The organism is Pseudomonas sp. HLT2-19-2 (assembly GCF_054898005.1).
In genome coordinates, this window is record NZ_CM142712.1 from 5,464,130 (window position 1) to 5,478,535 (window position 14,406).

Here is a 14,406-nt window from a genome sequence, read left to right on the forward strand (position 1 = left end):
CAGGGCGGACGATGGCATTTCATCTGGAGGTGACGCAGGCTCTAAGCGGTCATAAAGCGCTTTATGACTGCAGTGCCGGCAAACGGCCCAAGTATTTCTAAAAGGGAGTCGTCAGAGCAGTGCCGAAGCTCATCTCGATACTGCGAGTAAGCAGCGTCGACCGCCCTGTCTCCTGTGCCTTCAGGAAACAAAAGATTTGCTGTATGACCTTTTGCCTCCAGCCAATCAGCGCCTTTTCGCATCAGCAGAAGGATGCAAGCTGTCGCTATCACATCACGGTCTGTCGTATCCTCACGATCGTACTTGCCCCTTTCTAAACTCAAACCAAAAGCTTGGTCTGCGTTTTTATTGCCTTCCACGATTCCTGCAAAAACGTACGCCATCAGCGTATGCAAGAAGCCTTCATCGTAGGAAAAACCTTTGCTCATACGCTCGTGGTAGTACTCGATGATATTTCGAGCCGCTTCCGGGTCATGGCGATTCTTGATTGAAGCCAGTGCCGCGTCTAAATCTTCGCGTGTGCAGTCCGGCCACTTCATCTTCGAATCAGCGAGAGTGACGTCCATCGTCACCTTGCGACCGTGCTTCTTCATTTTCTGATCCTCAGTTTTCAAGCGCGTTGGAAGTCGCCTTGAATGACATTTGCCGTTGGCGGCGTGGTTATGAATTTCGCCCAATCGGCCATCAAGGCGCGGCGCTTCTCGATGAAGTCGGATCGGGAGTAGGCGGCTTCAGTCTGGTCGCGCTCGTCGTGGGCCAACGCCAACTCGCAGACTTCACGCGGATATTGAGTGCGCTCGCTTGCCCAGTCACGGAAGCTCGACCGAAAACCATGACGGGTCACGTCATCATGCCCGAGGCCGTGCAACAGGTTGCGGATGGCGTTGGCATGCATAACGCCAGTCTTGCCTTGACCAGGGAATAGGTGCGAGCTGTCCTCGTCGCGCGGCAGGTCTTCCAGCAGCTCGACAACCTCGGGAGCCAGGGGAATATTGAAGGCCTGGCGCATTTTCATTCGCTCGGCAGGCAGCGACCAGATACCGGCCTTCAAGTCGAACTCCGACCATTTAGCAAAGCGAACCATGAGCGCGCGCGCGCCTGTGAGGATCAGCAGGCGGGCCGCCACAGAGGCGCGAGATTCATCCATCGCCAGCTTGACCATAAGCGTCGGCACATCCTTCCACTTCATCGCGGGGAAATGCTGGCGCTGGCGGGCTTTCTTCTTTTCCACTTTGCTCAGCAGGCTGTCCAGATGCCCGCGCCAGCGTGCCGGGTTGTCGCCATCGCGCAGCTTGTGCGCTTTGGCGGCATCTAGGATCTGCTCGATTTGTCCACGCACCTCGTCGGCGGTGCGGGTCTTGGTTACCCAGATTGGGCGAAGTACCTTCAGGACCTGCTCGGTCTGAACCTCAGCAGCAGGCAGCTTGCCAATGATGGGAAAGGCGTACAGCTCCAGCTTTCGTAGCCAGCCTTTACGCCATTTTTCCGACCAAGCAGAGCCGTGAGCATTTCGGTATTCGGTCGCAAGCGACTCAAAAGTCACACGACGCGATTGCGCTTGTCGCTCGGCTTCGCGCTTCACTTCTCGCTCGAGATCACGGGCGGCCAGAGGGTCACTGCCAGCAGCCAAGACCTTGCGCTGATCTGCGGCCAGTTCGCGGGCCTTCGCAAGAGTGATGGTTGGATAAGGACCCAGGCCCATTTCACGGCCCTTGCCCTCAATCTTGTAGCGAAAAATCCAACTGGACACCCCAGCTTTGCTTATCTGGAAATACAGACCATCACCGTCGTTGGTTTTGCCTGCGTCTCCAGACCGGGCAAGTGATTCGATTGCCTTGATCGTCAGCTTGCCCATAAAGCCTCCTCAGTCCGACCCACACTTTGACCCACACCCTAATCGCGGTTTCCAGCGATCAACGGCGGACACTTATGAACTGTTAGTAGGCTTAAAGCCTTGTAAAATCTAGGCTTTGAGGAAATCCGCGAAAAGCTGCGGACTAAAGAAATGCCGGCCACAAGCCGGCTTTTTAATGTCTGGAAGAAAGCGTACCTATCATCTGAAAACCTGAATGAGGGGTTGCCGGGCGAGGGATGCAGTTGCTAACGTAACGACAAACGTCATTACAGGAATCTCACCATGGCATCCATCAACATCCGCATTGACGATGACTTGAAGCAGCGTTCATTTGCAGAGTTGGAAAAACTCGGGGTAACGCCCTCCGAGCTTCTGCGTCAAACCCTTCAATACGTCGCTGAGCGAGGCAAGTTGCCTTTCAAAGCTGCATTACTCAGCGAGGAGGATGAAGCACTCATCGCCGTCGTTACCGAGCGTCTTGCCGCCCCTCAGCGAGTCAAGGTAAGCCTGGATGACCTATAGCCTCGAATTTGATCGTCGCGCGTTGAAAGAGTGGAACAAACTGGGTGACACGTTGCGCCAACAGTTCAAGAAAAAACTTGCTTAAGTACTCGATAATCCTCGTATTGAAGCCAATCGGCTTCGCCAACTACCTGACTGCTACAACCTCAAATTGCGCAGCGCCGGCTATCGACTGATCTATCAGGTCCTCGATCAGGAAGTGGTGGTTTTTGTGGTTGCCATCGGAAAGCGCGAGCGCGAAGCCGCTTACCAAGATGCACAGGATCGAATTAGTCAGCAGCCTGCTGACTAATTTGATTTGTCGCAGCACTGCTGCGACAAATCCGAATAGTGACAGCACCGCTGTCACCATTACTGCCTCATGGATAACTAAACCCCTTAACCAACGTCAACTCCCCCACCGCCCGCATCGGCACCAGAAAAGTCTCCATCTTCTCGTTCGGCGTCCCTTCCTCCGTAATCACCGTCACCTGCGCTGTGGTCAGCGGCTGAACCGCCTCCTCCTGCCCCTCATCATCACTGCGATACCCGCCCCCAAAGTAGTTCACATAGACGAGGTATTGGCCTTTGATCGGCGCCGGCATGGCGAAGATTTCCGGGCCGTATCCCGTCGTCACGTCGACATCGAGCGCCGCACCATTGGGCGCAACACGATCGCCGTACCAGATGTGGGCGCCGTCGGGGGTGATGAGGTGCAGATCCAGGTCCGTACCGTCGCTGTCCCAGGCCAGTAGCACTCGCAATTTGGCGGGTGTCGCGCCGCCGCTGGCGTTAAGGAACTGCGTGCGATGCCGTTGTTGACCATCGGGGCTACGGACTTCAACGCTGTTGCTGCCATTGGGAAACGAGAATGGCCGATCAAAGCGGCCGGCAGGATCGATCTTCAGCGGCATGCTGACGCCGTTGACGATCAACCGGCCCGGCTCACCGGACTTGGGCGTGGCTTTGATCTGCCCAGTGATGCGAGCGGTATTGGCTTGGCCCACCGGTGTGTTCACCGAGGAGGCCGGGTAGTTAACGGTTTGACGGAAGCTTTCGCCGTCACCCTCAGGTGCGCCGGTGCGCCAGCCGCCAACGGGGGTGTCGAGTTTGACGGCGCTCTCAGCCGCAAGAACTGTCGGCAGTACGCAAAAAGAACAAAGGAACAGGAAGACCTGTGGATAACGGAGTTTCATGGCCTATTCCAGCAAGAGGTGGCGGGCGAGCCCTTCGATGTAGGTTTCATCCTGGCCGTTGGGGTGTGCTTCGAAGGCCAGGTGCAGGTATTCGTGGGTCAGGTCGAGGCGGTCTTGCAGCGTCAACACGCCGCGCACGTAGATGCGTTTGCGCTCGCGGTCGACATAGGGGCGACCGAAGGCGAGGCGGCAGACAGCGAACGTGCTGACTTCGTTGTAGCCAACCTCACTTTCCAATCGCGGACGCCAGCCGCGGCGTTGGTTCAGTAGCCAGTCTTGCGCGGCGGGGAGTGCTTCGCAGGAGGCGACGGGGTTGTCCCAACGGCTGAGGCTGGCGCGGGGATAGGCGTGGAGCAGGATGGCGTCGTAGCGTTGGCCGGCGTTGGCTTGTTCGACGGCTTGCTGCCAGGAGAGTTTGTCCGGGCCGGGTTGGTCGGAGTGGTAGGTGACGGTGCTTCCGGCGAGGACCAGGTCGCTGGTCCAAGCGGCGATATTGCGCGATTCGGCCGTGGCCGGGCGTGGGGCGACGCGCTGGCGGTTGCTGCTGTCGTCGATACTCAGGCAATCACCATGGCGCGTTGCGTTTTGCAGCAGGTAAGTGCGGATGGCGACGGCCAGGGCTTTTGCGGCTTCGGCGGGTTCGGGTTTGGCTTCGCGCTGGAGGACCCGAGCGACGTATTCTTCGCGGTCCAGGCGGGCGACGAGCTTGTCTTTGAGCAGAAAGAGTTCGCCGTCGCTGTGGATATCGAGTTGATTGCCGTTGGTGAATTCGACGCGGTAGTCGCCCTGCAACGGCCCCGACTCAACAACACGGTCCCCTGCCAGAACACGCCAGATCGGATAACGGGAAAACAGACCGACTTCGACGCAACGTCCCACGTCTGCTGGCCATTCAACAGGCAGCACAGAAGACAACGCCTCACTGTAGTTGCGCAGAACCATTTGACTGGTCCCACGCCCACTGGCCCAAACCGGCGTGCTATCCGCCAACCAACCAGCAAAACCTCCCTGACGCGATAACGGATCCTGATCCCCCAACCAACTCCAGGTTTTCACCCGCAACCGGCCACCGAGCTCGCCCACAACATTGCCGTCAGCCGCATTCAACACCACATCCAGCAACACCCGCCGCGCCTGATCCTGCGCCGGCATCACGGCCAACATTCGCAGCAACTCAGTCACCGAAACCCGGGTAGCAGGCTGCAACGACGGCAAATCCAGCAACCACTCCGGTGCCTGTCGCGCCTGCCAATACTCCCGCCATCCAGCATTGGAAATACCCAATCGCGCAGGCTCAAAGTACAAACCGCACGACTTCACCAACGCCTGATCGCGACCAATCTTGCCGCCTGCGGTGCAGCAATAAACTTCGTCTTTCGACTGACCGCGACATTCGTAAGGCGATTCATGAGCGTCGGTATCCACCAGCCAGCCGTACACAAACAACTTCCACACACTGCCCAAAGGCGTCTGCAAATCAGCAGGCAACCGCTCGCGCGCGATCACCTGAGTTCGACTCAAAGAAAGCAACTCACCTTTAAAGGCCAGCCGCAGCGGCTCGTCCTGGGCGGTTGCCAGCGCAGGGATCAAACACAGCAGCCACCAGACCAGAGGTCGGGTCATGTCAGTTGACCGTGATCTGGCCGAGGGCCGCTTTCTGTTCCTGAGCCTGATGCTGTGACGCGTAGACCTGAGTGAAACGCACGGGCGGCAAGTTGAACTGGCCCTTCTGCGAGAAGCGCACCAGATGACGCAGACGCAATTCGCCGCTCAAGGCATCCACCGGAATCGCGTAAGCCATTTGCCCCGGCTCGAAACGCGCTTTCTCCAACGCGGACGGCTCAGTGCCAGCCTTGCCCATCAGCTTGATGCCCCACGTGGTGCGCTCGACATCGGCACCCGGGGGCAGCGGCACTTCAAGCATGCCGTAGCGCAGCGGTTTCGCGGCTTTGCTGGTGATGATCACTTCATCCAGATACAGGCTGTCGCTGGACAACGGTTTGTTGCCGACCGCTTCCAGCTTGAAGTTGAAGGCTTCGTCACCCGGTACCAGACGCGACAGGCGACGGGTGATGGTCACGGCCATCGGATCTACCGGTGATTGCCGGGTATGGAAGCTCAATGCCGCTCGCAACGGACGCTCTTGCGCACCGGTCAGCGACAGCACTGCTGGCACGGCCGAAGAACCCTGCCAAGTCCAATACATCTCGCCAGTATCACCGTGTTCTTTTTTCCAGCCTTCACCCGGTGTCAATGCGATGGTGGGCGAAGCCTGCTCGATACTGCGTTGCAACCAGGTCAGCGCCAACGCACGTTCCAGGGTCGATTGCTGTGGCAGCAGACGTTGCAACAACGCTTGCGCGTGTGCCTGATCGAAGGCTTGCAACGACAGGTTTAACGCTTCGGCAAACGGCTGAGAGCTGACGGCCAAACGTTGTTGCGCATCCGCCAGTTGACGATTGAATGCGTCCGGCAGAATCACCTTCGATTGCTTCGCCAAAGAGGCCGTCAACACACGCGCCGCCGCCAGACCCAACGCCGAATCCGGATCGCTCATGACGATGCTGTCTTCGCCATCGTCCATCAGGTTCGCCGCATTACCCTCACCCGCTTTCGACAGGTCATCCATCAACCCGCTGAGCAAGGTGTTCACCGGCAATTGCATCTGTTTGGCGAACGATAGAATCAGCGCTCTCTGCAGCAGCGGCGTGTTATTGGCCTGTTTCGAATAAACCTCCAGCACCCGTTGCCAATGCCCCGGCGGCAGACTCAACTCCAACGCTTTGCTGGCGTGCCAGTCGGCGAAGTAAGCGTAAGCAGTGAGGAATGCATCCGGCTCACCTTCCATGCCCCACCAAGTGAAACTCGCCGAAGGCCCGGCCATTTGCACCAGGCGCAGACGGCTGTTTTGCATGATCAGGCGCAAGCGGTCGCGAATCTGCGGATTCGACGCCAAGGTCGGATAAGCGATGCTTAACGGCAGCAAGCGGCTAGCGGTTTGTTCAACACCGCCGTACGGATAACTCAGCAAATCATCGAGGGCGGAACGGAACAGCGCTTGCGGACTGTCATCCAGACGCAGACGAATATCGCTGGCGTCCGTCGGCAGGGTCAGCGGCGTGTCACCACTGACCACGTCCAGGCTTTGGCTTTGCGTGACCTGCCAGCCTTCACCGGTGGCGGTCAGGCGCACGGCCAGCGCATCGGCGGTTTGGCCGTCTTGCACCAGCTCAGCCGTCCATTCGCCACTGGCCAACGCGAACGCCGGCAGCGCGATGTAGTTGATGCCGTTGTTCAACGTCACCGGCACACGCTGTTCGGCGCCAGCGTAATGAATCACCAGCTCAGCCTTGACCGGTTTTTCGGCCTGACTGAAAGCGAACACGCCGAGATCGGGTTTGTCGCCGTTGCGGAATTTGGTTGGCCCGCTCCACTTCAGGTACAGCGGTTTTTCCGAGCGTACGAACTGCTTCTTCTGCCCGACCTGACCGTCATCGGCAATGGCCCGGGCGGTGATGCGCCAGCGGGTCAGCGAGTCCGGCATCTTGAAGGTGAAACGGGTTTTGCCGTTGGCGTCGGTCACCAGTTCCGGCTGCCACGCAGCGGTATCGACGTCTTCACGACGCGGCCGCTCCAGTACTTTCACGCCCCGCTCGCTGCGGTTGGCTTTGCCCGGCGCACCCGGGCTGCCCGGCAATGCCACGTCGTAGCTGATGAACGACAGACTGACGCTGGTGCGCACGTTGTTGCGGCGCGGGTGATAAAAGAACTGGTCGATGGTCGGTGCGACTTCCGGTTGCAGCGCGTAGACCATTTCGTCCACCACGCTGACCGTCAGGTGTGCCGGGATCGGCTTGCCAGCGAACTCGGTGGTCAAGTCAACCGACACGGTATCGCCCGGCTGATACGACTCTTTATCGGTGGCGATGGCCACGTCGATCTGCGGCGCGATCACCTTGATGCCGGCGTTCTGGAAGCTGTATTGACCACCCTTGGTGTAAAGCACCGAGAAGGTCAGGTTCGGCGCGAAATTATCTTTCACCGGGATCCGCGCGCGGTATTGGGTCTCGCTGAGTTTTTCCATCTTCAGCCAGTCGCCGCCCTTGGACAGCAGCGCTGTGGCCTCGACCTTGTCGCGTTCGAGCGACAGCAATGCATCGCTGATCGGCTCAGGGAAGGTGATCAATGCGAGGGCTTCGTCACCGGCCTTGTACTCGGGTTTGTCGAGGACGATTTCCACAGTGCCGGGCACGGCTTTGACGCCATCACCAGTGACCGAATGACCGGTGGCACCCACCACGCGGCCATGGTCATCCTTCAACGTCAGGTTGTAGGTGCCCGGACGGTCGAAGGCCACGGTGAAGCCTTTATCGCTCGCGGCGAGTTTGCCCTCGCCAGCAGACTGATCTTCCAGTCTTACCCAGCTGTAGCTGCTCGGAGTGACCGCTTTGCTTTGCTCGCTGCCGCCTTCATTCAAATAACTGAACGCAACCTTGTCGCCCACCGCACTAAAACGCTGCGCCGCGCGCAGGCTGAAACTCGCGGCGCCACGGTCGATGAGGATTTCCTTCGTGGTCTTGACCCGATACGCCGCACCATCGCTGGCGAACACAGTGAGCATGTAGCGACTCGGTTTCTCGGCAGCCGGCAGATCGAGCGTCGCGTAGCCCTTGGAATCGGTGGTCAGTTCGGTGCTGGTCAACTCAACCGGGAATTGCCCGAGGTATTGCAGTTCGTTGTCGACCATCGACAGTTGTTGGGCGCGCAAGCTCAAGCTCAACTTGGCGTTGGCCACCGGTTTGCCGTCCGGGTACAGCAGCACCAGGTTGCCTTTCACCGGCTCGCCGGTGCGGTAATCCTGCTTGGCCAGGTTCAGGGAAATTTCGAAGTGCGGCTTGATGTATTCGGCGACACGGAAGGCGCTGCTGTAGGCCTGATCCTTGTAGCTGAAACGCAGCTCATAACCGCCCGCCACAGCGTTGTCCGGCAACTGGAACCGGCCTTGAGTGCCAGCCTTGGAATCGAGTTTCAGCGCCAGCGATTGCAGCGCAGTGCCGGTGGCATCGAGCACGGTGACGTTGACGTCAGCTGCCGTCGGCAGCACCGAGTCGCGGGCATTCTTGAACTCGCGACCGACGATCTTCAGCGACACCCAATCCCCCGGCCGATACAGCGGCCGGTCGGTGAAGGCATAGAGTTTGGTGTCGTAGATTTCGCTGTCGTAATAGAAGTTCTCGGAGACAAACACTCCGCCCTCTTCGTCCTCGCCAATCACGAACGAACGCTCCGGGCTGACGTGCTTCAGACGCAGTAAACCATCGGCATCGGTGGCACCACTGCTCATCACGCCCAGCCCATCGGTCCATAGAACATTGACCTTCGGCACCGAACTGCCTTCGTGTTTATGCGCCGCCCACACCAGCATTTCATCACCGGCAATCTTGCTCACGGCCACGGTGTTGGAAACGAAGACCATGGTGGTCGCACGGTATTTACCAATCAGCGCTTCCACCAGATACAGACCCGGCTTCAGATTGCCCAACGGGATATACACGTTGCCCGGTGCAACGCTGACGAACTCGCTGGAAGAACCGGCCAGGTTAACGCCCTCAGGCGGCTGGATCGGTTTGGCTTGCCACAGCGGATAACGGAATTGACTAACTACCGGCAAGCCTGGAATCAGCGCGAATTGCGGCTGGGCGTCGTAGGGCGTTGGCGCGGCGATGGCGGTGCCCATCTTCAGTTCCGGCACTTCCTCGGTGACTTGTTTGCGCGATTCGTAGGAGAACGCCCGTTGCATCACGCGACGGGATTTTCGGTACCAGTTGTCCCACAGGTACGCGAGGGTGTTCGACAGGCCTTCGCCTTTGAACTGGCCGTCGCTGACGACCCGGTGCAGGTTCTTCTGGCGCTTGAGAAAATCCAGCGGCTTGTCGATGCGGTATACGCGAATGTCGGCGCCGCCGTAAGGCTCCATGCGGAACCGGCGGTAGTCGCGACCCGGCGCTTCGAGGCGAACCATCGCCTGTTCGTCGGCAGCGAAGCTGCTATCCGCCAGCAGGAAAAAGCTTTCGCCGGCCACCGGCGTGTAGCCGCTCGGCTCGACGGTGTCTTCGGCGTTGACCGCCGAAAAAGGCAGCACTAATACCAACAGCAGAGGCAGAAAACGCAGCATGCGGGCACCGATCATTGGGAGAGAAAGTTCAGTCGATAGACGCCGATGAAGTTGGGGTTGGCTGCGTCGGGTATCCATCGGGTGTCCTTCCATGTCATGAGTTGCTGCAGGCTTGCGGAGCGCATGCCGTTGTCAGTCGGGGTGGTGGTGCCGGTGTGATAGGCGATGTAGCGGCCCATCCAGATCATCAGGTGCTGGTCGTCGCCCTGATCGAAAAACATCAGGTCGCCGGGCCGGGCTTGCGCTAAATCGCGGCCGACCAAATGGCTGTTGAACTGAATCAGTTTGATTGCGTTGACGTACGGCCCGACCTTGCCGCCGCCCTGCTGCCATTGCTGAGCGAGGGCGCGTTGGGCCTCGCTCAATTGCAGCTCCGGCGGCAAGTAGCGATTGGACAAGCCATTGCTGCGCAGCCATTTATCGTCATGGACTTTCAGCGCTTCGTTGGCGGCAAAACGGACCAGGCCGGCGCAGTCCTGCTGATACCAGCGCGGGCTCGGGCCTTGGGTCAGTTGTTCCTGAGCGATGCGCACGAACCAGGCACGGAACACCTGGGATTGCTGCACGTCCAGTGGCGGCGCCTCAGCGGCAAATGCCCGGGTGCCCAGCAACATCGCCAGCAGACCAAGGCCTCGGATAAGTGCTGTCACAGGGCCTTCCATTCCAGCGGCAGCCATTGCCAGTGGCCGTCGGGCTCGCTGCCTTCCGGAAGCGTCAGTGCGTACTTGCCGTAACCGCCGAGCTTGCGCAGTTTGGGGATCAGGTAGGTTTGCGCCGCGTTGTAGAACACCGGCTCCATGTCCTGCGGCAGGCTGTCGAGGGTTTCCTGTTGCATCAGTTGCGCCATGGAATCAGGCCCGAAGTAGACCGGCATCAACAGGTCTTTTGGCAGCACATCAGCCATCGGCGGGAAGCGTTTGTCGAGGGTCCCGAGGGCTTTGTCCACCAGCTTGTCGTCGAGGGAGAACAGCAGCGTCGAGCCGTGGCGCGCCAGGCTCACGCGCATGAAGGCTTTGCCGGTGATCGCGTCCGGTTGCTCGGCATCCTTGGCTTTGTAAGGACCAAAGTTGGAGCTGACCTGACGCTGCCATTGGTGGGTTGAGCCTTCCTGTTTCTCGATGACCGGGAACGCGTGCTCTTCGACGTTGCCTTCGAAGGCGCCGACCATCGAGCCGAACAAATTGCCCAGATCACCGTCGAGTTTTGCGCTGTCATCATCGTTCAGGCTGGCCACCAGCAACGGCGTGTACAACCGCGAATCGGCGTACCAGCACAGGCCGGCGGCACCGGCCATGTGTTCGGTCAGAGCCTGGGCCACCGACTCTTCGGCACCAAGTTTCACCAGCAGCGGTTTCTGTTGTTCTGCGGCGAGCGGCAAGGCTACACAGGCGCTGGCGCCCATCGGCATGGCTTGCCAGATCGGCTTGAAATCGAAGTCCGGCTGGTTGTCCAGTTCATCCATGGCGAGGAAGCTGTGCCAGCCCTTGTCGTCCATGTCGAAGCGCAGGCCGGCGAAGTTCGGGATAAAGCGCTGATAACCCATGGCCAGGACGCTGGAATTGACCGAGAGGCGTTGTTTCACTTCGGGCGCGCGGGGTTGCAGGCCGAAGGCTTCAGGGAACAGTTTGTCGCCATTGAGCAACGCCGCGATGGCCTTGGTCGAGACGCTGCCCGGTTCTTCCGGTGAGCCGCTTTGCGGATCGTAGAGTTTGGTCGGGTTGGACAGCACCACCAGTTTGTCGCCATGGGAAGCGAACAGCAGCGCTTTGCTGGCGTTGTAGCTCAGTTGATAGAGTGCAACGTCGTCGGCGCCGACTTTCACATCACCGATTTTGCTCAGCTGCGAATCATCCAGCGCCACTTTGGCCAGCGGCTCCAGCACCTTGGCCAGACCACCGCGATCCATCACCAACAAAAAGTCTTTCAAACGACCATCCGCCCCACGCCACAGTGCAACATCGGCCGGCTGGTCGAAAAGTTGCTCGATCAGGCTGTCCTGCAGTTTCAGATCATGCTCGTAAATGATCCGCCGGAGACTGCCGATCAAACCGAGACGATCCGCATGCGTTTCGTAATAGAAGACGAAATCTTCGGTCAGGGTTTCCTTGAGGAACGGCACCGCCAACAAGTCCTTGGGCAACTGGCTCAAGGAGTGGGTTTCGAGCAGACCGTCCGGCCGGCTCATGCCCAGTTTGTCGCTGGCCAACTGCGCCGGCGGCGCCTTGGGTTTGTGCATGAACCAGCCCAACCCACCGGCCACGCCAGCCACCAGGCACAGCCCGATCAGCAGCGCCGGCCAACGGCGAGAAGGTTTAGCTGCAGGTGCGTCAGCGGCGGGGGATACAGTGTTATCGCTCATGTTCACGCTCATGTTCCCAAAGCTCAGCAATTCATCCGTGGTGCAGGGATGTTCAATAGTTGAAAGTCTTGACCAGCAGCAGGTCACCGATCGCGCGCAGGGGCACGATGAAGGTCTCGCGTTTTTCGTCGACGGTGTTTTCGTTGAGCACCAGGTTGATCTGCGAGGTGATCACCTCGTTCTGGTTGCTGGTCTCATCGAAGTTATAGCCGCCACTGCCGAAGTTGCCCCAATAGTTCACATAAACCAGATACGTGCCATGCATCGGCGCGGTCATGGCGAACATTTCCGGGCCGGGGCCATCGACACCGTCCGGGTCCAGGCCGCCGCCGTTGTTCATCGCCGGGCGAGCCCAGAATGCATGCTGGCCGTCGGGCGTGATGATGTGCAGATCGAGTTCGGCTTTCGGGTCGTCCCAACCCAACACCACGCGAATCCGCGCCGGGGTGCGCAGGTTGTTGGCTTCATAAAATTGGACGCGCTTGAGCGATTTGCCCTCAGCGCTGCGAACTTCGACGCTGTTGGAACCGGCGCCGAACGCATACGGCCGGGCGAAACGCCCTTGGTCGTCGGTGTACAGATTAAGAGGATTGCCGTTAACCGCCAGGCTGTGCGGGCCACGCTGAGTGCCGATGGCCTTGAGCTGGCCCTGGATCATTGTGCGATTGCGCTGTACACCTCGATCAATGGGTGGCGTGGGATAGGCGACTTGAGGACTTTCACTGCGGTCCAGCAGGCCGGAATAACGCCAGCCGCCCACCGGCTCCGACAGCTCGGCCGAAGGCTCGGCACAGGCAGCGGTCGCGCAGACGAGCGTGATCAGCAACGTAAGAACACAACGCATGTAACGCCTCCTGCCATGCATAACGAAACCTGGCGCCCGATCCTCGGCGCGTTATAGATCCAAACACTGCGTTTCGTCAGGAAGACCCATGACTATCGGGTCGTAGAAGGCGCGAAGATTAGCCATTCGGCGGTTTTTTAACAATCGGATACCTCTATATTTGCGGCGGGAATCAAGGTGGTTATTGGGCGTGAGCCGAATAAAGCGGTTATTCGGCTCACAGAATGAGCCGAATAGGACTATTATTCGGCTCATTGACCCTAGAGCACCCGAATTCATGGAACCTCACTGGATCTGGCAACAGCCTGACTGGCCGAATTTCAACTGGCAGGCCGAGCGTTTGACCCCGCTATTGCGCGAGTGTGTGCAGGCGCAAGGTCAGTTGATGGGCATGGCCAGTTCAGTGAGTAACTCACTCAGCGCGCAAAACGAACTGGATGCGTTATTGCAGAACATCGTGACGTCTTCGGCTATTGAAGGTGAACAGCTGAACGTCGGTTCGGTTCGCTCATCGCTGGCGCGGCGTTTGGGGTTGGAAGCGGTCGATGGCGATCACGTCAGCCAACGTAGCGAAGGGCTGGCGCAATTGATGCTCGACGCCACTCAGTACTTTGCCCAACCACTGACGCTAGAGCGATTGCTGGAATGGCATAAATGGCTGTTTCCGGGCCAGGACCCGGACTTTGCCGCCCGCTTGATCCATGTCGGCGCATTGCGCCGCGATGAACCGATGCAGGTGGTTTCAGGGCGGCTCGACAGGCCAACCGTTCATTTTGAAGCACCACCCCGTCTTGGCCTTGAGCGACAACTCGATACGTTCCTCGCCTGGTTTGAAACCAGCCATCGCCAGGCAGGGCTCGATCCATTGCTGCGGGCCGGTATTGCGCATTTCTGGTTCGTCACCCTGCACCCCTTCGACGACGGCAACGGTCGCCTGACGCGCACCCTCACCGATCTGGCACTGGCACAGGGTGAGGCCCAAGCCATTCGTTTCTACGCGATGTCAGCGAGCATTCTCGAGGACCGCGCCGGCTACTATCGGGTGCTGGAATCCAGCCAGAAGGCGACGGCGGATATTACCGAGTGGCTGGAGTGGTTCCTGAAAACCCTGTTACGCAGCTTGCAGCAGGCCATGGCGCGGATCGAAGCGGTTCTGGGCAAAGCGCGTTTCTGGCAGGCGCAACGGGAGTCCTCGTTAACAGCGGAACAGACCAAAGTGCTGAATCGCTTGCTCGATGGCGGGGAACGCGGTTTCGAAGGGGGCATCAGTGCGGCGCAGTATCAGGCAGTGGCCAAAGTGTCCAAAGCGACTGCGACTCGTCATCTGGCTGAACTGTTGGAAAAGGGCTATCTGAGGCGATTGCCCGGGGGTGGGCGCAATACTCGATACCAGGTCAGTTATCCCGACACATCAACATAAGGGACGGGGGCTCCCGAAACCCACTGGCCAAAACGCCCCGCTCATTTGCCCATAAC

10 protein-coding genes and 1 pseudogene are annotated in these 14,406 nt (G+C 59.1%); 3 read left to right on the forward strand and 8 right to left on the reverse strand.

The features are described from left to right. Positions 1–41: 41 nt before the first annotated feature. Entirely contained in the window at positions 42–593 is a 552-nt protein-coding gene (locus ACYZTU_RS25680; protein WP_461966511.1) for a hypothetical protein, read from the reverse strand. Positions 594–610: 17 nt separating this feature from the next. Further along, on the reverse strand, positions 611–1,855 hold the full coding sequence (locus ACYZTU_RS25685) for a tyrosine-type recombinase/integrase (RefSeq protein WP_461966513.1): 1,245 nt from the start codon (positions 1,853–1,855) through the stop codon (positions 611–613). Between the two features lie 282 nt (positions 1,856–2,137). Between ACYZTU_RS25685 and ACYZTU_RS25690 the strand changes: the two genes are divergently transcribed. Then, a complete protein-coding gene (locus tag ACYZTU_RS25690; protein WP_054616768.1) occupies positions 2,138–2,377 on the forward strand; it encodes a type II toxin-antitoxin system RelB/DinJ family antitoxin in 240 nt (79 codons plus the stop codon). Next, positions 2,367–2,669, forward strand: a pseudogene (locus ACYZTU_RS25695) (type II toxin-antitoxin system RelE family toxin). The gene ACYZTU_RS25690 and the pseudogene ACYZTU_RS25695 overlap by 11 nt, the downstream one beginning before the upstream one ends. Positions 2,670–2,736: 67 nt before the next feature. On the opposite strand, the gene ACYZTU_RS25700 reads toward ACYZTU_RS25695, so the two are convergent. The 6 genes from ACYZTU_RS25700 to ACYZTU_RS25725 are packed head-to-tail and all read right to left on the reverse strand — an operon-like array spanning position 2,737 to position 12,930. Beyond that, positions 2,737–3,552 (reverse strand): YfaP family protein, encoded by an 816-nt coding sequence (locus tag ACYZTU_RS25700; RefSeq protein WP_461966515.1) that lies wholly within the window; start codon positions 3,550–3,552, stop codon positions 2,737–2,739. A 3-nt stretch (positions 3,553–3,555) separates the two neighbouring features. Then, on the reverse strand, positions 3,556–5,175 hold the full coding sequence (locus tag ACYZTU_RS25705) for a DUF2300 domain-containing protein (protein WP_461966517.1): 1,620 nt from the start codon (positions 5,173–5,175) through the stop codon (positions 3,556–3,558). 1 nt (position 5,176) lies between these two features. Beyond that, complete coding sequence (locus ACYZTU_RS25710) at positions 5,177–9,742, reverse strand: alpha-2-macroglobulin family protein (RefSeq protein WP_461971165.1); 4,566 nt, start codon at positions 9,740–9,742, stop codon at positions 5,177–5,179. Then, the gene (locus tag ACYZTU_RS25715) at positions 9,739–10,341 is read right to left on the reverse strand and encodes a DUF1175 domain-containing protein (protein ID WP_461971167.1); all 603 of its coding nucleotides are present in this window, start codon (positions 10,339–10,341) and stop codon (positions 9,739–9,741) included. Before ACYZTU_RS25715 ends, ACYZTU_RS25710 begins: the two co-directional genes overlap by 4 nt. A gap of 32 nt (positions 10,342–10,373) precedes the next feature. Further along, entirely contained in the window at positions 10,374–12,086 is a 1,713-nt protein-coding gene (locus ACYZTU_RS25720) for a DUF2138 domain-containing protein (protein WP_461966519.1), read from the reverse strand. Positions 12,087–12,138: 52 nt separating this feature from the next. Then, a complete protein-coding gene (locus tag ACYZTU_RS25725; RefSeq protein ID WP_461966521.1) occupies positions 12,139–12,930 on the reverse strand; it encodes a YfaP family protein in 792 nt (263 codons plus the stop codon). A gap of 277 nt (positions 12,931–13,207) precedes the next feature. Here ACYZTU_RS25725 and ACYZTU_RS25730 point away from each other — a divergent pair, with 277 nt between their 5' ends. Next, positions 13,208–14,350, forward strand: a complete 1,143-nt coding sequence (locus tag ACYZTU_RS25730) for a Fic family protein (RefSeq protein ID WP_461966523.1) — start codon at positions 13,208–13,210, stop codon at positions 14,348–14,350. Positions 14,351–14,406 lie beyond the last annotated feature (56 nt).